The sequence below is a fragment of the Prosthecodimorpha hirschii genome, from assembly GCF_001305515.1.
Classification (GTDB): domain Bacteria; phylum Pseudomonadota; class Alphaproteobacteria; order Rhizobiales; family Ancalomicrobiaceae; genus Prosthecodimorpha; species Prosthecodimorpha hirschii.
Map to the genome: position 1 here is coordinate 5,823,548 of NZ_LJYW01000001.1, position 18,253 is coordinate 5,841,800.

The 18,253-nt window shown below is 68.8% G+C and carries 16 protein-coding genes; 4 read left to right on the plus strand and 12 right to left on the minus strand.

Features of this window, described 5'->3' with window-relative positions; genetic code table 11:
- Window positions 1-136 precede the first annotated feature (136 nt).
- From ABB55_RS25550 to ABB55_RS25580, 7 genes are all read right to left on the minus strand, one after another.
- Window positions 137-1,408, minus strand: a complete 1,272-nt coding sequence (locus tag ABB55_RS25550; RefSeq protein WP_054361349.1) for an MFS transporter — start codon at window positions 1,406-1,408, stop codon at window positions 137-139.
- A 149-nt stretch (window positions 1,409-1,557) separates the two neighbouring features.
- A complete protein-coding gene (locus ABB55_RS25555; RefSeq protein WP_054361350.1) occupies window positions 1,558-2,298 on the minus strand; it encodes an SDR family NAD(P)-dependent oxidoreductase in 741 nt (246 codons plus the stop codon).
- On the minus strand, window positions 2,295-3,206 hold the full coding sequence (locus ABB55_RS25560) for an NAD-dependent epimerase/dehydratase family protein (protein ID WP_054361351.1): 912 nt from the start codon (window positions 3,204-3,206) through the stop codon (window positions 2,295-2,297). Before ABB55_RS25560 ends, ABB55_RS25555 begins: the two co-directional genes overlap by 4 nt.
- Window positions 3,203-3,907, minus strand: a complete 705-nt coding sequence (locus tag ABB55_RS25565) for a hypothetical protein (RefSeq protein ID WP_054361352.1) — start codon at window positions 3,905-3,907, stop codon at window positions 3,203-3,205. The genes ABB55_RS25560 and ABB55_RS25565 overlap by 4 nt, the downstream gene beginning before the upstream one ends.
- Before the next feature lie 53 nt (window positions 3,908-3,960).
- Entirely contained in the window at window positions 3,961-5,238 is a 1,278-nt protein-coding gene (locus ABB55_RS25570) for a TRAP transporter large permease (protein ID WP_054361353.1), read from the minus strand.
- Window positions 5,235-5,705, minus strand: coding sequence for a TRAP transporter small permease (locus ABB55_RS25575; RefSeq protein WP_054361354.1), 471 nt, complete (start codon window positions 5,703-5,705; stop codon window positions 5,235-5,237). The genes ABB55_RS25570 and ABB55_RS25575 overlap by 4 nt, the downstream gene beginning before the upstream one ends.
- Before the next feature lie 4 nt (window positions 5,706-5,709).
- Window positions 5,710-6,714: a TRAP transporter substrate-binding protein gene (locus tag ABB55_RS25580; RefSeq protein WP_054361355.1), complete on the minus strand. Its 1,005-nt coding sequence runs from the start codon at window positions 6,712-6,714 to the stop codon at window positions 5,710-5,712.
- Between the two features lie 248 nt (window positions 6,715-6,962).
- Between ABB55_RS25580 and ABB55_RS25585 the strand changes: the two genes are divergently transcribed.
- Together ABB55_RS25585 and ABB55_RS25590 are read left to right on the plus strand one after the other, a co-directional pair.
- Window positions 6,963-7,703 (plus strand): GntR family transcriptional regulator, encoded by a 741-nt coding sequence (locus ABB55_RS25585; RefSeq protein WP_160321324.1) that lies wholly within the window; start codon window positions 6,963-6,965, stop codon window positions 7,701-7,703.
- Window positions 7,704-7,972: 269 nt separating this feature from the next.
- Window positions 7,973-8,638, plus strand: coding sequence for a TenA family protein (locus ABB55_RS25590; RefSeq protein WP_054361356.1), 666 nt, complete (start codon window positions 7,973-7,975; stop codon window positions 8,636-8,638).
- Between the two features lie 70 nt (window positions 8,639-8,708).
- Here ABB55_RS25590 and ABB55_RS25595 read toward each other — a convergent pair whose 3' ends face one another.
- The 4 genes from ABB55_RS25595 to ABB55_RS25610 all read right to left on the minus strand — a co-directional run bounded on the left by ABB55_RS25595 (window position 8,709) and on the right by ABB55_RS25610 (window position 14,014).
- Entirely contained in the window at window positions 8,709-9,710 is a 1,002-nt protein-coding gene (locus ABB55_RS25595) for a GlxA family transcriptional regulator (protein WP_054361357.1), read from the minus strand.
- A gap of 227 nt (window positions 9,711-9,937) precedes the next feature.
- Complete coding sequence (locus tag ABB55_RS25600) at window positions 9,938-11,212, minus strand: O-antigen ligase family protein (protein WP_054361358.1); 1,275 nt, start codon at window positions 11,210-11,212, stop codon at window positions 9,938-9,940.
- Window positions 11,209-12,786 (minus strand): undecaprenyl-phosphate glucose phosphotransferase, encoded by a 1,578-nt coding sequence (locus ABB55_RS25605; RefSeq protein ID WP_083463948.1) that lies wholly within the window; start codon window positions 12,784-12,786, stop codon window positions 11,209-11,211. The genes ABB55_RS25600 and ABB55_RS25605 overlap by 4 nt, the downstream gene beginning before the upstream one ends.
- 13 nt (window positions 12,787-12,799) lie before the next feature.
- The gene (locus ABB55_RS25610; RefSeq protein WP_244472124.1) at window positions 12,800-14,014 is read right to left on the minus strand and encodes a glycosyltransferase; all 1,215 of its coding nucleotides are present in this window, start codon (window positions 14,012-14,014) and stop codon (window positions 12,800-12,802) included.
- A 410-nt stretch (window positions 14,015-14,424) separates the two neighbouring features.
- Between ABB55_RS25610 and ABB55_RS30020 the strand changes: the two genes are divergently transcribed.
- Window positions 14,425-14,871: a hypothetical protein gene (locus ABB55_RS30020; RefSeq protein WP_210168262.1), complete on the plus strand. Its 447-nt coding sequence runs from the start codon at window positions 14,425-14,427 to the stop codon at window positions 14,869-14,871.
- A gap of 164 nt (window positions 14,872-15,035) precedes the next feature.
- Here ABB55_RS30020 and ABB55_RS25615 read toward each other — a convergent pair whose 3' ends face one another.
- A complete protein-coding gene (locus ABB55_RS25615) occupies window positions 15,036-15,593 on the minus strand; it encodes a polysaccharide biosynthesis/export family protein (protein ID WP_054361360.1) in 558 nt (185 codons plus the stop codon).
- 173 nt (window positions 15,594-15,766) lie between these two features.
- Between ABB55_RS25615 and ABB55_RS25620 the strand changes: the two genes are divergently transcribed.
- Window positions 15,767-18,244, plus strand: a complete 2,478-nt coding sequence (locus ABB55_RS25620) for a GumC family protein (RefSeq protein ID WP_054361361.1) — start codon at window positions 15,767-15,769, stop codon at window positions 18,242-18,244.
- The last annotated feature ends 9 nt before the right edge of the window (window positions 18,245-18,253 follow it).

Here is an 18,253-nt window from a genome sequence, read left to right on the forward strand (position 1 = left end):
CTCTGAATGTCGCGTAAAAATGAGCCGATCCTTGGAGACCGGCGACGGCGCCGGGCGGCCGGCCTTCGCCCTCGGGCGCCCGGGTACTTCTGGGTTGGGCCGGGGCGATGGAGGCCCGGGCGATGGTGGCTGGGCGTCAGGGCCGGCCGGGAGACGCCGCGGTCGGATGCCGGCGACGCAGTCTCGCGATCTCGACGAAGCAGGCGACACCGGCGATGCCGACCGCCGCGATCGACAGCAGCGCCACGGACGCCCCGAGCCGTTCCAGGATCCAGGCGAACAGGAAGGGCGCGGCGGCGGCCAGGAACTGGCGGGCGAGCGTCATGCGGCCGAGACGGGCACCGTAGGCGGCCCGCCCGAACAGGGCGAGCGGAAGGGTACCCTGCAGGATGCTCTTCAGGCCCGATCCGAAGCCGAGCAGAACGGCGAAGACGGCCGCCCCTGCGACCGAGGGGGCCGTGGCGGCGAGGATCGTGCCGGCGAGCGGGAACATTGCCATCGCGAACAGCGTCACGAGCAGCGGGTCGCGGCGCCCGGCGACGAACATGTCGGCGAAGCGGACGATGACTTGCGCCGGGCCGAACAGCGTGGAGACCACCAGGGCGGCGCCGCCGAGGCCGAGCGCCGTCAGGGCCGGCACCATCTGGGCGAGGAGGGCGGACAGCATGAAGCCGCTCAGCGCGAAGCCGAGCGTCATCAGCCCGTAGACGCGCCCGGCGATCGCCTCGGGCAAAAGGGCGGCAGCCTCCGGGGCGCCTGCCGCGGGGGCACCCGCCGCGGGGGCTTCGGGAGCGGGCGCGTCCGGCTCGGCGAGCGGCACGGCGCGACCGGTCCGGCTGGGCGCTCGCGCGATCAGCATATGGGCCGGCGCGCAGACGAGGAGGTTGAGGGCGGCGAAGACCATGAGCACGCCGCGCCAGTCCATGTGGGCGGCCAGCCAGGAGGTCAGCGGCCAGAACAGCGTGGAGGCGAAGCCGGCGATCAGGGTCAGATGGGTGATGCGCCGCCGCGCGCCGCCGTCGCTGGCCTGGACCAGGGTCGTGAAGGCGGCATCGTAGAGGATCGCCGGCGCGGCGGTCTGCAGCGCGGTCAGGGCGATCGCGAAGCCGACCACGCCCGGCGCCCAGGCCGTCGCGGCGAGCAGCAGGCCGACCGCCACGGAGCCGGCCGCCATCACGGCCGGCGCGCCATGGCGGTCCATCCGCCGGCCGACAAAGGGCGCGATCGCGCCGCCGACCAGGAGCGACAGCGAGAACAGGCCGAACACGGTCGATACCGAGAGCCCGAGCGAGGTCGCGATCGGCGCGGCCAGGATCGCGAAGCTGTAGTAGACGGTGCCGTAGCCGAGGATCTGGGTTGCCCCGAGCATCCAGACGACGGCGGTCGGGGACAGCGGCAGGCGAGGCATCGGGGCATCCCTGGCGGAAAGGCGCGAGGCGAGGCCCGACGCACAGCGTGGCGCCCGCTCGGCCGGCCCGAAAGGCGTAGCTGCCGCTTACGCTCGGGACCCGGCGGCGTCAACCGCAGGCCGTGCGGGGCTGATCCGCCTCGGTCCGATCAGTAGTCCGCGCGGCCGCCGGTGGCGTCGAAGGTGAAGCCGGTCGTGAAGGCGTTCTCCGGGCTGGCCGCGAAGGCGACGACGGCGGCGAGTTCGGGGATGGCGAGAAAGCGGCCCATCGGGATCTTGGCGCGGCTCGCCTCGATATGGGCCGGCGTCATCTGGCTGAGGAGTTCCGTCTCGACCATGGCGGGAGCGACGGCATTGACCAGGACGCCGGTGGTGGCGAGTTCGCGCGCGAGCGTCCGGGTGAAGCCGATCACGCCGGCCTTGGCGGCGGTGTAGGCGGAAATGCCCGGCACGCCCTCCTTGCCGCCGATCGAGGCGACGTTGACGATGCGGCCGTAGCCGCGGGCGGTCATGTGCGGCACCACGGCGCGGCAGCACAGGAAGGTGCCGGTCAGGTTGACGGCGAGCACGCGGTTCCAGGTTTCCAGCGGATAGGCGACGGTCTCGACGACCGGGCCGTTGATGCCGGCATTGCAGACGAGCACGTCGATCCGGCCGAGACGCGCGAGCGAGGCCTCGGCCGCGTGGGCGACCGAGGCCTCGTCGGCGATGTCGACGGGCAGCAGGGCGGCGGGCTCGAAGCCGGCCCGGTCGACATCGAAGGCCTCCGGCGCCAGATCCCAGATCGCGACCCGGGCGCCTTCCGCGGCCAGCCGGGCGGCGATGCCGAGGCCGATGCCGCGCGCGCCGCCGGTGACGATCACGCCCTGATCCTGGAAGCGGCCGGTCATATCCCGGCCTCCCGTTCGGCCTGTTCGAGGAAGGCGACCGACGCGGCGAACCCGCTCGCGAAGCGGCGCGACGAGAAACCCGGCAGGAGACGGACGGCCTCGCCGTCGGCCGGCGGCGGTTCGATCGGCATGGACGGACCCTCCGCGGCGATGCGCGCGTCCGGCCGCGCCGCCCGGATGGCGGCCAGCATGCCGGCGGCATCGAGCCGTTCGCCCCACAGATTGACCACGGCGGCGCCGTCGAGCGGAACCGTCAGGGCGCGCAGGAAGGCGTCGGCGACATCCTCGACATGGATCAGGTCGACCGTGCCGGTGAACGGGATCGTATAGGCCTCGCCGCGGGCGACCGCGCGGGCGGCGAGCGACGGACCGGCCGAAAGGCCCGCCTCGCGGCCGGGTCCATAGACCACATAGGGGCGGAAGCCGATGCTGGCGATGCGGTCGTCGGCATGGAAGGCGCGCGCGGCATATTCGCCGCCGAGCTTGAAGGCGCCGTAGAGCGTCGTCGGAGCCGGCAGGGCGCCGCCCTCCGGGCCGAACACGCCGATGCTGCTCATGTAGAGCACCCGGCCGATGCCGTGCCGGCGCGCCGCCAGGAAGGCGTTCAGCGTGCCGATCAGGTTGACCTGGGCACCGAGCACCGGATCGGCCCGGCAGGCGGGCGTCAGCAGGCCGGCGAGATGGATGACGGCGTCGGTTCCCTCCGCAGCCGCCTCGACGGCGGTCGTGTCGGCGATGTCGCCGCTGACCCATTCGGTCCGCCCGGCCAGCGCATCGCCGGCGATGAATCGGAGAATGCGCCGGTCGCTGCCGAGATCGAAGATGCGCGGCTCATGGCCCGCCGCCGCGAGCGCACGCACGATCCAGGCGCCGATGAAGCCGCCGCCGCCGGTGACCAGGACCCTCATGCCGTCGCCGCCACGTCGACATTGGTGATGACATGCTGCATCCGGTAGAGCGTCACGACCGGCGCGAGCCCGGTCGCCGCCTCGGCCTCCGCGGCGAGGCCGTGGGCGGCGGCCTCGGTCGGCGCCTGGTCGAAGCCTTCGACCAGGAGGGCGAAGTCGACCGTGCGGTCGCGGTCGCCGCGGCTCTCCCGGAAGGTCTTCTCGGCGGTCGGCTGCTGGCCGAGCGCGCGGTCGCCTTCGAGCGCGCTGGCGCCGAGGATGCCGTTCAGCGCCATCACCCGGTCGATCCAGTCCGAGGCGGCGAAGGCGCGCAGGCCGGTCACGTCGGAGGCCCAGAACTGCAGCGTGGCGAGCCAGCCGCCGACGCCGTCACCCTTGTCGGCGACGACCCGGCAGACCGTCCGCGACGGCTCGATATAGGCGGAGAGGATGCGCCGGGTCCACGGCGTCGGATCGTTGAGGCGGGCGAGATAGGGGGCGGAGATGAAGACCTCCGCGTCGACCGCCTCGTACATCATGAAATACTTGCGCGCGGCCGGGGTGCCCTCGGGCGCCACGCCGCGCCGGCCCCGGCGGAAGCCCGGCACGGCGAGGCGCTCGGGCATGTGCTCGCGGCTGTGCCACATGTTGTAGTCGTCTTCCTGTTCGGCGACGACGCCGCCCCAGTTGACCAGGGCGCCGCGCCCCAGAAGTCCGGTCATGATTGCTACTCGCTGGCGATAAGGGATCGGGGTGGGGACGGGAAGCGCGAGGCTCAGTAGAACAGTTTCGGCAGCCACAGGCTGATGGCCGGCACATAGGTGACCAGGCCGAGCACCGCGATGTTGACGGCGATGAAGGGCAGGGCGGCCCTGACCAGCTGCATCACCGGCACCCGGGCGATGACCGCGCCGACGAACAGGCAGTTGCCGACCGGTGGGGTGACCAGCCCGATGCCCAGATTGACCACCATCAGCACGCCGAACTGGATCGGCTCCATGCCGGCGGCCTTGGCGACGGGGAGCAGGATCGGAGCGAACAGGATCAGCGCCGGCACCAGGTCCATCAGCATGCCGACGATCAGCAGGAAGACGTTGATCAGCGCCAGCACGGCGATCGGGCCGAGCTGGGCCTGATTGAAGAAGCCGACGATCGCCGCCGGGAAGCGCTCGATGGCGATGATCCAGGCGGCCACCGAGGTGGTCGCGAGCACCAGGAGCGGGATCGCGGTCGAGATCGCCGTGTCGATCAGGATGCGGAACAGTTCGCCGGGCGTGTAGTCGCGGTAGACGACCCCGCCGAGGAACAGCGCATAGGCGACGCCGATCACGCCGGCCTCGGTCGCCGTCACGACGCCCGAGACGATCGAGCCGAGCAGGAAGACCGGCAGCAGCAGGGACGGGAAGGCGGCCGTGAAGCTCGCCCAAAGTTCGCCCGCACTGGCCCGGCGCTCCGATTGCGGCCAGCCCTTGCGCTTCGACATGAAGAAGACGGCGGTCATCAGCGCCAGCCCGACCAGGATGCCGGGGACGAGGCCGGCGAGAAACAGCGCGCCGATCGATTCGCCGACCGTGACCCCGTAGAGCACCATCGGGATCGAGGGCGGGATCAGGATGCCGATCACCGAGGCCGTGATGGTGATCGCGCCGGCATCGGTGCGGGTGTAGCCCTGCTTCTCCATGGCCGGGATCATCAGGCTGCCGATCGCCGCCACGTCGGCGACGGCGGAGCCCGAGATGCCGCCGAAGAACATCGAGGCGGCCACATTGACGTGGCCGAGGCCGCCGCGGATATGGCCGACCAGGGCATTGGCGAAGCGCACCAGACGCGGTGCGATCGAGGTCTCGCCGGCGAGCGCGCCGGCCAGGATGAACAGCGGCAACGCGACCAGCGGGAACGAGTTGACCGCGTTGACCATCTTGTGCGGGGCGATCGACAGCGGGATCGTCCCGCCCCAGGCGAGCGCCACCACGGTGGCGACGCCCATGCCGAAGGCGATCGGCACGCCGATGGCGAGCGTGACGAAGAAGGCGGCGAACAGGATCGCGGTCATGCGCCGGCCTCCGTCCCGCGCCCGGTCAGGGTGGCCCAGAGCTGCTGCAGGGCGCTGGCCATCATCAGGCCGGCGGAGAGCGGCAGGCAGAGATAGAGCCACCCTTGCGGGATCTTGAGCGCCTCCGAGGGGCTGTCCATCGTGCTGGCGACCAGCTTGACGCCGAAATGGATCATCAGCCCCAGGAAGCCGATCACCGTCAGGGCCGACAGCGCCTCGAGCGTCCGCCGCATGGGCGGCGGGCTCGACGAGGTCACGAGATCGAAGGCGATGTGCTTCTTCTCGTGAAAGGCGACGACGCTGCCCAGGAACACCATCCAGACCAGGATGAAGTTGGGCACCTCGGTCGCCCAGTAGAGCGACGCGTTGAGGGCGTAGCGGTAGAAGACCGCGATCGAGACGATGGCGACGAGCGCCGCCAGGAGCGCGCCGCAGACCCAGCGCAGGGCGATCGAGACGAAGGTCATGGGATCACTTGGTGTCCTGGATCGCCTTGATCAGGTCGCCGCCATACTTGGCTTCGAAGGCCTTCCAGGAGACCTCGGCGCCGGCCCGGAAGCTCTCCTTGTCGACATTGCGCACGACGGTCATGCCGGCCTTTTCCAGATCGGCGACCAGCTTGGCGTTGGCGGCGCGGGTGGCGGCGACCTGCCGGTCCTGGCTCGCCCGGGCGGCCTTCAGCACGATCGGCTTCAGATCGTCGGGCAGCTTGTCCCAATAGGCCTTCGAGACCACGAACTGGCTCGGGATGTTGGCGTGCTGGGTCAGGCTCAGGAACTTCTGCACCTCGTAGAATTTCGAGGTGTAGATCAGTTCCGGCGGATTCTCCTGCGCGGTGACGACACCCTGCTGGAGCGCGGAATAGAGCTCCGAGAAGTCCATCGGCGTCGGATTGGCGCCCCAGGCGCGGAAGGCGGCGAGCCACGGCTCGACATTGGGCACGCGGATGACGATGCCCTTCAGGTCCGAGGCCTTGGCGACCGGACCGGTCTTGGTGGTGATGTTGCGGAAGCCGAGCTCGCCCCAGCCGAGCACCTTGAAGCCCTTCTCCAGCATGATCGCGTCGACCTTCTCGCGCACCGGGCCGTCGCGGTGCAGGACCGCGCTGACATGGGCCTCGTCGCGATAGATCATCGGCAGGTTGAGCACGTCGAGACGCGGATCGATCTGGCCGTGGCGGCCCATCACGGCGCCGTCGATCGCGCCGAGCTTCATGCCTTCCAGATATTCCGTCTCCTTGCCGAGCTGCGCATTCGGGAACACCTGCACGTCGACACGGCCTTGGGCCAGCGTGTCGAGCTCCTTCTTGAAGTCGGCGAGCCACAGGCTGTAGCCGTGCGTTTCCGGAAGGGCATGGGCGATGCGCATGGTGATCGGCTTCGCCGTCTGGGCGCCCGCCGCGGTGGCGATGCCGGTCAGTCCGGCGGCAAGCACAAGCGCATTCAGCGCCAGCACGGCGCGTCGTCTGGAGATCATGGGGTCCCTCCCGGGTGTGATGGAGCGACGGCTTGTCGCCGTTCTGGCCCGCCGTCCGGCGAGGCGACGGCATCGTAGACGAACTGAGGTACAGTATGTCAAGATACTGAGGTACAGTATGCGAGTGAAATGCGTGCATGGCAGGCGCGGGTCGGCCGAGGCCGGCGGGGGGAGTCTCGCCCGGCGCCGTTTCGCGCTATGGCTGGGGTGACTGCGGCGCGGTCGGGAACGGCAGACGGGGTGGGTGGATGGGCGAGGTCCGGCGGGGGCAGTTCGGCGAACGGGGGGCGGTCGCGAAGCGCTCGGGATCGGTCGAGGGCCTCGGCATCGACCGCCCGAAATCGCTCGCCGTGCTGGTCGCCGAGCGGCTGCGCGAGGCGATCGTCAGCACCGAGCTGCAGCTCGGCCAGGCCCTCTCCGAGGAGCAGATCGCCGCGACCATGAATGTCAGCCGCACGCCGGTGCGCGAGGCGCTGACCATGCTGCAGCTGCAGGGGCTGATCGACATCAAGCCGCAGCGCGGCTCCTTCGTCTTCAAGCCCGACGCCGAGGATATCGCCGCGCTGGTCGCCTACCGGCACATCCTGGAAATGGCGGCCGCCCCGTTGGCGCTTTCGGTGGCACCGGAGGCGACGCTGCGCGATCTCGCCGCGTCGGTCGCGATGATGGAGGCGGCGCGCGCCGAGGACCACCCGCTCGACTTCGCCCGCGCCGACTCGCTGTTCCATCAGGCCTTCTTCACCCATTGCGGCAACCGCTACCTGTCGGAGGCCTACGGCATCGCATCGGGCCGGCTGGCGGCCCTGCGCGCCCATCTCGCCGCGCCCCTGACCATGCACCGCAGCCGCGCCCATGCCGACCATCTCGACATGATCGAGGCCTTCCGGGCCGTCGACCGCAAGCGCCTGCTGGCGGTGCTCGGCCGGCACATTCTGGCCATGACCGACAATTATGTCGGGGCGCTGAAGGAGACCGGGTCGGTCCGCTGAGAGGCGGCGGCGGCCGGTCCGGACGCGCAGTGGGCAGCGTGCCGATTGCGGCCGCCGGTGCGGATCGGTATCAGGCTCGGAGCGTCCCGCTGGGGCGAAGGGTCGGGCCGGTGGCGCCTGCGTCGCGACGACCCGACCACGCTGCCCTCCGAACCGTTGGCCCCCCAAAACCACTTGCCTCCCGAATCCTTTGCCGCCGATCTCCGCCGCCGCCATCGCTCTCGGGCCGGCGGCATCCAGCGCCCCTCGAGCGAGCCGGAAGACACCCCATGGATCTGTTCGACCGCCTGCGCGCCGCCCGTCCGGACGACTGGCGCGCCTATGTGGCCCATCCCTTCGTCGACGGCCTCGGCGACGGCACCCTGCCGGCCGCCGCCTTCCAGTCCTATCTGGTGCAGGACTACCTGTTCCTGATCCAGTTCGCCCGCGCCTATGCGCTTGCCATCTACAAGAGCCGCACGCTCGACGAGATGCGCACCGCCTTGTCGGGCGTGAAGGCGATCCTCGATACCGAGATGGATCTGCATGTCCGGCTCTGCGCCGGCTGGGGCCTCGGCCCGTCCGAGCTGGAGCGCGCGCCGGAAGGCCGGGCGACGATCGCCTATACGCGCTTCGTGCTCGATTGCGGCCAGCGCGGCGACCTGCTCGATCTCTATGTCGCGCTGGCGCCCTGCGTCGTCGGCTATGCCGAGATCGCCGCGGCGCTTGCCCGACGGCCGGGCGGGATTTCCGAGAGCAATCCTTATCGCGACTGGATCCTGGAATATTCCGGTCCGCTCTATCAGGAGGTCGCGAGATCGGCGCGCGCCAATCTCGACCGGCTCGCCCGTCTCGCGCTGACCGAAGCCCGCTTCGACGATCTGGCGGAGACCTTCGGCCGGGCGAGCCGCCTGGAAGCCGACTTCTGGAGCCAGGGCTTCGACGTGCTCGGCTGACCGGCCGGCGCCGGGGCGGCCGGCCCCGCGCCGGCGACCAGGGGCGATCGGAGCCCAGCCGGCTCCGCGCTCAGGGCGCCTCCAGCACCTCGACGCGCTTCTCGTTGCGCATGCCGTTGCGCTCCTCGGACGGCGTGCGCTTGAAGAACTCGCTGTAGCATTTGGAGAAATGCGAGGCGGAGACGAACCCGCAGGCGAGCCCGACCGACAGGATCGGCATCGAGGTCTGGCGGATCAGGTGGCGGGCGCGGTTGAGGCGCAGGCCGAGATAGTAGCGGGTCGGGGTGGCGTCGAGATAGCGCTGGAACAGACGCTCGAGCTGCCGCGGCGACAGGCTGACCAGTTTGGCGAGCTGGGCGCAGGAGAGCGGCCGTTCGAGCCGCTTGTCCATTTCGGCGATGACCGCGAGCAGTTTCGGGTGCGACACGCCGAGCCGCGCCCTCAATTCCATGCGCTGGCGCTCGTGGCTGTCGCGCATGCGGTGGTGGATCATCTCGTCGGTGACCAGGGCTGCGACCGCCTGGCCCTTCTTGGTCGCCACCAGCGCCAGCATCATGTCGACCGCCGCCGTGCCGCCCGCGCAGGTGAAGCGGTTGCGGTCGAACTCGAACAGTTCCTGGGTCACCTCGATCTCGGGGAACTCCTCGCGGAAGCTGTCGTAATTCTCCCAGTGGATGGCGCAGCGGTAGCCATCGAGCAGACCGGCCTTGGCCAGCACATAGGTGCCGGTACAGACGGCGCCGATCGAGACGCCGTAGAAAGCCAGCTTGCGCAGCTTCGCGATCAGGATGGAGTGGTCGTATTTCTGCACGTCGAGGCCGGCGGAGACGATGATCTCCGGCATCGGCCCGATGTCGCGATAGGATCCGTCGACCGAGACCGAGACGCCGTTCGAGGCCTCGACCGGCACGCCCTCCGGCGAATAGAGCTTCCAGGCGAACAGCTTCTGGCCGGTGACGTAGTTGGCCAGCCGCAGCACCTCGATCGCCGATGCGAAGGCGATCATCGAAAAGTTCGGGACCAGGAGAAACCCGATCGTATGCGTCGAACCGATCTCGGGTCTGATGTTCATCGCGCGCCTCCCAGCCGTCGATCCGTGCGACCGCCCCTGTCCCACCAGCGACTTTTCCGCCCGTCGATCGGACATCATCCCTTGTCCGAGCGCGACCGCATTTTTGTCATGGCGTCATGAGGGGCTTCGAGTCCCGCCGACGCCGCGCCGGCCGCTATGCAGTCAAGGCGAGGTGAGGGCATCAGGCTGGCTGCAGGACGACATGAGGCGTCGGGAAATCGACACCGTCAAGTCCGGGCGGCCTCGAATGCGCCGATGGCGGGCCGCGCCGGCAGGGTCCGCGCCATCCTGCGCCGATGCGCCGCCTCCAGCGCGACCATCCCCCAGGCGAGACCCCAGAGCATGAAGAAGTGGCGCCAGTGGTCGCTGTCGATGATCCAGCCGACGATCAGATGGCCGATCAGGCAGACCCAGACCACCTGGGCGTAGGGCTGCCAGGGGCGCGGCTTGAACATCAGCGGGAACAGCGCGCCGATGGTCCAGAAGACCAGGACCAGATAGGAGAGGCCGCCGAGCCAGCCATAGGCCAGGAAGCCCTTCAGATAGACGTTGTGCGGATCCTCGCCGTAATAGTAGCCGAAATCGAGCGGCCCGAGCCCGAGCGGCAGTTCCGTGACCCACAGGAAGCCGATCAGATGCCGGGCGAGGCGGCCGAGGCGGGCGCCGTCATAGTCCTGCACCAGCTTGGCGCGGTTCATCAGGAACTCGCGCGTCGTCTCGTCGGCGAGGATCGCGACCAGCACCAAGACGACCGCCGCCGCGCCGGCCGCCGCGATGCCGATCAGCCGGAGCCGGCCCTTCACCGAGCGCTCGTTGAGGAAGACGACGAAGGCGAGCAGCACCAGGCCGAACACGGCCAGGAACCAGGCCGCGCGCGAGAAGGAGAACAGCACGCCGACCAGGATGACCAGGATCGGGCCGGCCTTCCACCAGACCTGCCCGAAGGGCCGGGTCAGGAATTCGCGCGCCAGCACCAGGAGCGGCAGCATCATGAACGGCCCGAAGACGTTCGGATCCTTGAAGGCGCCCTTGGCGCGGTCGTAGCGGGTCAGGGATTCGATGTGCAGCAGGTAGCCCAAGATGCCGAGTACCGCGGCGATCAGGGCCGCCAGGATCATGGCGCGGACGATCAGCTCGATGCGCTGCGGCCGGTCGGCGACGGTGGCGGCGAAGAAGATGCAGGTGAAGGCCAGGAACAGCGAGATCGCCACGAACTGGGGCGACTTCTCGGTCTCCAGCAGCGGCTGCGTCATGACCAGGAGGCCGCCGACCTCAAACAGCAGCAGGAGAACGAGCAGCGGTCCCATGGCGCGCGGGATGCGCAGGCCGAGCACGAAGGCGAACAGGCCCATCGCGACCAGGATCAGGTCGTAGGGCGCCGGCTCGATCATCACGACCGAGCCGGAGGCGACGCCGAGAAACAGCATCGCGTCGCCGAACCGGGCGAGGCCGATGCGCGGCCAGCCGGCGCCGGCCTGGATCGGGGCGGCCGCGACGCTCAATAGGCGTTCTCGCTCGACAGGAGCCTCAAGGGCGTCGCGAACAGGATGTAGAGATCAAAGGCGATCGACCAGTTCTCGATATAGTAGAGGTCGCATTCCACGCGCCGTTCGATCTTGTCGGAGGTGTCGGTCTCGCCGCGCCAGCCGTTGATCTGCGCCCAGCCGGTGACGCCGGGCTTGACGCGGTGGCGGGCGAAATAGCTGTCGACGACCTGCTCGTAGAGCTGGTTGTCGGCCTTCGCCGAGAGGGCGTGCGGACGCGGGCCGACCAGCGACAGGGTGCCGGCGATGACGTTGAAGAGCTGCGGCAATTCGTCGATCGAGGTGCGCCGGATGAAGCGGCCGACCCGCGTCACGCGCGGATCGCCGCGCGTGACCAGCCGGGCCGCGTCGGCATCGGCCTGATCGACATACATCGAGCGGAACTTCCAGACGTCGATCAGCTCGTTGTTGAAGCCGTAGCGCTTCTGCCGGAAGAAGATCGGGCCGCGGCTGTCGAGCTTGATGGCGATCGCGGCGCCGACCATGATCGGCATCAGGGCGAGAAGCGCCAGAAGGCCGAAGGTCAGGTCGAAGGCGCGCTTCATGACCCGGTCCCAGTCGGCGAGCGGCTTGTCGACCACGTCGAACAGCGGCACCGAGCCGACATAGGAATAGGAGCGCGGCCGGAACTTCAGCTTGCTGGCATGGGCCGACAGGCGGATGTCGACCGGCAGCACCCAGAGCTTCTTGAGCAGCTGCAGGACGCGCGCCTCCGCGGTCAGCGGCAGGGTCACGATCAGCATGTCGATCTTGCCGATGCGACCGAACTCGACCAGTTCGTCGATCGTGCCGAGGCGCGGATAGCCAGCCACCACGGCGGGCGAGCGGCTGTCCTTGCGGTCGTCGAAGACGCCGCAGATGCGGATGTCGTTGTCGGGCTGCGCCTCGAGCGACAGGATCAGGTCGGCCGCCGCCTGGCCGCCGCCGACGATCACGGCCCGCCGCGCCAGCCGTCCCATCCGGATCCAGCGTCGCGCCACCGAGGCCAGCACGGCGCGCTCGAAGGCCAGGAAGGCGGCGCCCGACAGGAACCACAGCGCCAGCCAGACGCGCGACAGATCGGTGCCGATCTTCATGAAGAAGACGACCACGGCGAGCGTCGCGAAGACCGCCGACCACGCCGCCAGGACCCGGCGCACCGTGCGCGCATAGGGCAGGATGCCGGGCAGCGTGTAGCCGCCGGACGAATGCACATACATCGTGTTGACGACCGCCGCGAGCAGCGCGACCGAGAAGTAGAGCGCCCGGTCGGCCTCCGGATCGGGCACGTAGATCCAGAAGGTCAGCGCCCCGAGCGCGAAGACGGCAGCGAAATCCAGCGCGCGCACCGCACCGGCCAGGATCGACATCGACATCGGCTTGTCGGTCAGGCATTTCGCCACCAGCGCCGAGACCGCGGAAGCCAGCGCCGGGTCGCCGGTCTTGCCGGCGGCAGGTTCCGGCGCGGGATGGACCAGGCGCAGGTTCGGTTCTCCCTCGGCGGAGGGCGTGGCGGCAGGCTTCGGGTCGATATGGGTCGGCTGTACGGACATGGACGATTCCGGTTCAGCGGTTGCGGCTTGTGACCGGCAGACTTGACGTTGGATCGGGAACGGTGGCGGTGCGCTGCGCCACCAGGCTGCGGTAGAGGGCTTCCATCGAACCCGCCATGGCGGCGCTCGAAAAGGTCGGGCGGATCGCGGCGGCAAGGCGCACGGCGCGGTCCTGATGGCCGGTCGGATCGTCGAGCGCCGCCGCCATGGCGTCGGCCAGCGGTTCGACCGCGCCGGGCGCGATCAGGCGGCCGGCCTCGGCCGCGAAGATCTCCGGAATGCCGCCGACCGCGGTGGCGATCAGCGGACGCGCGGCGGCGATCGTTTCCAGCACGACATAGGGCAGGGACTCGGCGCGCGAGGGCACCAGCACGGTCCGGCCCCGGGCCAGCGCGCGCCGGATCGGCTGGGACTCGCCGAAGGTGACGACCCCCTGCAATCCGCGCTCCCTGGCCAGGGCCTCGTAGCGGGCGCGTTCGGTGCCGGGACCGATCAGCGCGGCCGTCACGGGCCGGCCCGCCGCCCGCAGGCGTGCCACCGCCTCGATGACCAGGTCGGTGCCCTTCAGGTCGCGCATCTCGCCGACGCAGACGAAATCCGCCGCATCGGGATCGGCCGCGACCGGCTCGAACTCCGCCGCCGAGACCCCGTTATAGATCAGGCTCGACCGGCAGCGCGGCGCGCCGACCTTGGCCCGGTAGGCGGCCTCCTCGAAGCGGGAGACGAAGACCAGGCTCTCGGTCAGCCGCTCCAGCGCCCGCTCGACCGCGAAATAGACGCGGCCCTCCAGGCTTGCCGGCGCGAAGTGCAGCGAGCCGCCATGCGGCGAATAGAGCCGGGCGACCGGGATGCCGCCGGCGCGCAGAGCCTGGCCGACGAGGCGCGCGAAGGTGCCGCCCTTGGCGCCGTGGCCGTGCAGGATGTCGGGCCGGAGCGGCGACAGTCGGCGCCACAACCGCGCCGCGGCGACCAGATCGCGCGGGCCGATCGAGCGGCCCATGGGCACGCGGTGGACGCCGAGGGCCAGATCGCCGGCGAGATCGTCGAGGCGCTGCGCTTCGTGGCCGGTCGCCGAGCCGGCCGCGCAGACGAGGCCGACCGCGTGTCCGGCCGCCGCCTGGTGACGGACCAGATCCTCGACATGCCGGAAGACACCGCCGACCGGTGCCCGGAGACAATGCACGATACGCAGGGACTTGCCGTCGGCCATGTCCGTCCTCGAAACCATGCGCGTTTCGCATCTGGTTTCGACTAGATAAGCGGAAGTCCGTGAGCCAGGGGTTTATTCGGAGACATGAACGCGCCCGCGGCGGCAGTAAAATAAAATTAACCTTAAGAACGGTTCTGCCAAAGCGGTTAAAATGGATTCCCGGATCGCCGCAGTGCCACTTCAGATTGCCGGTGAAGCGGAATTCTCTACTGTGACCCTTGCGAAGGTCGCGGTGGCTACTGATTGTTTAAATACTAATATTTCAGATTAGTTTGCTCCGGTGGGGATTGTCTTGGTTGGGGATCGAAATATAGTCGAGACCAAGCATGACTCCGGGAACCGTCAGGACTGCTTTCGAGGCAGGTCTTGTGGCAATATTTTATTGAATTGACCGGGATCACCGACGTTGGCAGGAGCCTTTTTGCGTTTTGAAATGGAGTTCTATGGTGGGCTTCCGGCAGATTGCGCATTTGTGGAAACAGATTGAGCCTGGGATGATTTATGGCGTCCCGCTCTCGGAGGGTCTTGTTGCGCCTTATCTTGTTCTTCGAAAGTCAAAGAAAGGCAATACGCTTCTCGGAAAAGTATTTTTTGTCGAGATCGCTGACGTTCATCTCGATATCGTTGACATCGATCAGTGGTCCGGCGAAATCGTGCGAGTCTCATATTTGGGTATAACGGGGGGAACGTGGAAGAGAATCAACAACAAAGCAACCTATGATGTATATAAATGGCAGATTCCGATTTTTAAGAATATCTATGAACCCGTTTGCACGCAGCGGGATCCGAATGATTTTGCTATTGTAATAGAAATCTATTATAATAAGGATGAAGAAAATACGTTCGCAAATTCTCTTTTGGATATATTGCGCTAGAAAATTATGTAAAATTGAGAATAGCAGAAGGTAACAACTACTCACGGAGCAAATATCTGAATTCACCTTGTGGTCGCGCCGGCTGACCGGGGTCCACTGGTGAAGTCAAGAATTTCTCTGATTTCGAGATGTCTCTGCGCCTCTGTCGGGGAGGGCGCCCGGCCTCAGAACAGGCGCTCGCGGACATAGATCGTATCGCCGGCGCGGATCGGGTCCGAAGTCGGCACGCGGCCGGTCATGACCTCGCCGTTGATCTGCCGGGTGATGTCGACGGCGGATTGATTGCCGCGGGCCGTGAAGCCGCCCGCGATGGCGATCGCGTTCTGTGCAGTCATGCCGGGCACGTAGGGATACTGGCCGGCATTGCGCACCTCGCCCATCACGAAGAACGGGCGATACTGGTCGACCTCGACCGAGACGTCCGGGTTGCGCAGGAAACCGTTGCGGAGCTTGAGGCCGAGTTCGGCGGCGAGCTGGTCGGCGGTGCGGCCGCGCGCGGGCACCAGATTGACCAGCGGGAAGGCGATATAGCCGGCCTGATCGACCACGTAGCTGTTGGTCAGGCTCGGCTGCTCGAACACGGTGATGCGCAGACGATCGCCGGAATCGAAGCGATAGGGCTCGTTGAGCACGGCATGGAAGGCGGGCGGCGGCGGCACGTAGCCGGCGCATCCGGCGAGCGCCAGTGACAGCGAAACAGCAATGGCGCGGCGCCAACCCATGACATGATGACCCGTCTGAACCTGCCGCCAAACTGCCCGGTCATGGTTAAGAAAGGTTGAAAGACGCGCCAATATGGTCAATCGCGTGTTGCGGCAGGGATGAGGCGTTAACCCACCGGTTACCCTGTCGGCGCACAGTCGCCGACAAGGAGAGTGCGGGAGTCGCGGTGTCCATGAATGTCGCCCAACAGCCGGAAGAGCCGTCGATCGATCTCGGCGGGATCCTGAGCGCGCTCTGGCGGGCGAAGCTGTGGATCGTTCCGCTCGTCCTTCTGGTGGCGGTCGGCACCTTCGTCGGCGTCAGCCTGATGGCACCGCGCTACAAGGCCGAGGCGCGCCTGCTGATCGAATCCCGGCCGCTGGTGCTGCGCACCAACGACCAGCGCACGGCCGAGCAGGATCGCGCCCTGCTCGACCAGGAAGGCGTCGTCAGCCAGGTCCAGCTGATCACCTCGCGCGATCTCGCCCGCCGGGTGATCGCGGCCGAACATCTCCTCGACCACCCTGAATTCGCGTCGTCGCGCGGCTTCCTCGGCGGCCTTGTCGCGGCGCTCGGGCTCACCGGCGGCCGTTCGATTTCGCCGGAAGAGCGGGCCCTGGAAACCTTTCTGGAGCGCTTCACGGCCTTTCAGGTCGAGAAGTCGCGCGTCATCCAGGTCGAGTTCTGGGCCCATGATCCGGACGTGGCCTCCCGCATCGCCAATGCGATCACGACCGCCTATCTGCGGCTCCAGGGGGAATCGAAGGTCAAGGACAATGCCGAGACCACCCGCTGGCTCGAAGGCGAGATTGCCGCGCTGCGCACCAAGGTCGCCGAGTCCGAGGGCCGCGTCGAAACCTACCGCTCGTCGAGCGAGCTGTTCCTGTCGTCGACCAACAACACGACCCTGTTCCAGCAGCAGCTGTCCGAGCTGAACAGCCAGTTGACCGCCGCGCGCGGCGTGAAGTCCGATGCCGAGGCGAAGAGCGCGCAGCTGCGCAAGATCGTCACGGAGGGCGGCTCGCTCGATGCCGCCACCGAGATCGTCGTCCAGCCGATGTTCCAGCGCCTGCGCGAGCGGCAGATCGCGTTGCGCAGCCGCATCGCGGAGCTGTCGGCGATCTACCTGCCGGGCCATCCGCAGATCCAGACCCTCAATTCGCAATTGCGCGACATCGACGGCCAGCTGCGGGCCGAGGCGCGCAAGACGCTGGCCAATCTCGAAAACGACGTGAAGGTCGCCGACCAGCGCATCCGCGAGCTGCGCGGCCAGCTCGGCGAGTTCAAGGGCCAGGCGACGCGCGCCAACCAGGAGGATGTGCAGCTGCGCGCCCTGGAGCGCGATGCCAAGGCACAGCGCGACCTGCTCGAAAGCCTGCTCGCGCGCTATCGCGAGGCGGCGACGCGCGCCAATCTCGGCAGCGAGCCGCCGGATGCGCGCGTCATCTCGCAGGCCTCGCCGCCGAGCCGTCCCTATTTCCCGAAGGTCGTTCCGATCACCTCGGTGGTGACGCTCGCCGTGTTCCTGCTCTGCGGCACGATCGTCATCCTGCGCGAGCTCCTCGCTGCCACGGCCGTCGCCGGCGCATCACTGACGGATCAGCCGCCGCGGGGCCGGTCGGCTGCGGCGCGCGGCCCGGTCGTGGTCGCGTCGCCCGATATTCCCCCGCGCAGACAGGACCCCGTCGATCCCTCAGCCCCGGCGCGCGAGAGCGCGACCGATGCGGACGCCCCGATCCTCGGCCTGATGCGGCATTCGGCCGGCGATCCGGCCCCGGCCGCGACGGCAGCCGAGGACCGGCCCGTCGCAGCGGCCTCGGCCGCCGCCCCGGCCTCCGGCTCGGACAAGGGGCCGCCCGGCGTGGTGGCGGCGGCAAGCGCGCTGATCGAGGCCGCCAAGGCGATCGAACGCGCCGATGCCGGCCAGCCGGACCCGGTCGCGGCGGTTGCCACGGCGGGTTCGAAAGCCGAGGCCGCGGCGCCGCCGCCCGTGCCGCCCGCCGCTGCCGTCTCCGGTCAGGCGCCGGTCGGCCAGGCCGGGCCGGTCGAGGCGGCCGACGCCAGGCCCGGGCCCTCGGCCTCGGTCGGTCCGCTCGAAATCTGGCGCCGCATCGACGGTCCGGGCCGGGATGCGCGCCTGGTGGCGGTGGTGGCGGCCGCCGACAATGCCGTCGCGCAACGGGCTGCCCTGGGTCTGGTCCGCACCGGCGCGGCTGCGGCCATCCCGGTCTGCCTCGTGGTTCTGGCGGGCGAGGGCTTCGATGCCGAGCATGTGCTGGACGGCCGGGACCGGCCGGGCTTTGCCGATCTGGTCGCCGGCCGCTGCGGCTTCGGCGCCGCGATCCACCGCGATTCCGGTTCGCTGGCCCATGTCGTGCCGCCCGGTGCGGCCGAGGCGACCCCGCTCGACCATGATCGCAGCCTCGCCGTCGTCGAGGCGCTGCAACTCTCCTACGAGCATGTCGTCGTCGTGGTCGGCAGCCTGACATCGGCCGACCCGGTCGGTATCGCCCTGGCGGGGATCGCCGACCACGTCGTGGTGGCGACCGAACGGTCCGAAGCCGATGCGCCGTCCCGGATGGTGGCCGCAGCGCTCGGTCACGGCGATCCCGGCCGGGTCTCGATCCTGGCCACGGAGACGCTGGCGGCCGGCGCGGTCAGGGCAGCGTGACGGCGGCGC

Bases quoted from the DNA above. Each gene is read 5' to 3' on its own strand.
- ABB55_RS25550 (WP_054361349.1), bottom strand. From the start codon at position 1,408: ATGCCTCGCCTGCCGCTGTCCCCGACCGCCGTCGTCTGGATGCTCGGG.
- ABB55_RS25555 (WP_054361350.1), bottom strand. From the start codon at position 2,298: ATGACCGGCCGCTTCCAGGATCAGGGCGTGATCGTCACCGGCGGCGCG.
- ABB55_RS25560 (WP_054361351.1), bottom strand. From the start codon at position 3,206: ATGAGGGTCCTGGTCACCGGCGGCGGCGGCTTCATCGGCGCCTGGATC.
- ABB55_RS25565 (WP_054361352.1), bottom strand. From the start codon at position 3,907: ATGACCGGACTTCTGGGGCGCGGCGCCCTGGTCAACTGGGGCGGCGTC.
- ABB55_RS25570 (WP_054361353.1), bottom strand. From the start codon at position 5,238: ATGACCGCGATCCTGTTCGCCGCCTTCTTCGTCACGCTCGCCATCGGC.
- ABB55_RS25575 (WP_054361354.1), bottom strand. From the start codon at position 5,705: ATGACCTTCGTCTCGATCGCCCTGCGCTGGGTCTGCGGCGCGCTCCTG.
- ABB55_RS25580 (WP_054361355.1), bottom strand. From the start codon at position 6,714: ATGATCTCCAGACGACGCGCCGTGCTGGCGCTGAATGCGCTTGTGCTT.
- ABB55_RS25585 (WP_160321324.1), top strand. From the start codon at position 6,963: ATGGGCGAGGTCCGGCGGGGGCAGTTCGGCGAACGGGGGGCGGTCGCG.
- ABB55_RS25590 (WP_054361356.1), top strand. From the start codon at position 7,973: ATGGATCTGTTCGACCGCCTGCGCGCCGCCCGTCCGGACGACTGGCGC.
- ABB55_RS25595 (WP_054361357.1), bottom strand. From the start codon at position 9,710: ATGAACATCAGACCCGAGATCGGTTCGACGCATACGATCGGGTTTCTC.
- ABB55_RS25605 (WP_083463948.1), bottom strand. From the start codon at position 12,786: ATGTCCGTACAGCCGACCCATATCGACCCGAAGCCTGCCGCCACGCCC.
- ABB55_RS25610 (WP_244472124.1), bottom strand. From the start codon at position 14,014: ATGGTTTCGAGGACGGACATGGCCGACGGCAAGTCCCTGCGTATCGTG.
- ABB55_RS25615 (WP_054361360.1), bottom strand. From the start codon at position 15,593: ATGGGTTGGCGCCGCGCCATTGCTGTTTCGCTGTCACTGGCGCTCGCC.
- ABB55_RS25620 (WP_054361361.1), top strand. From the start codon at position 15,767: ATGAATGTCGCCCAACAGCCGGAAGAGCCGTCGATCGATCTCGGCGGG.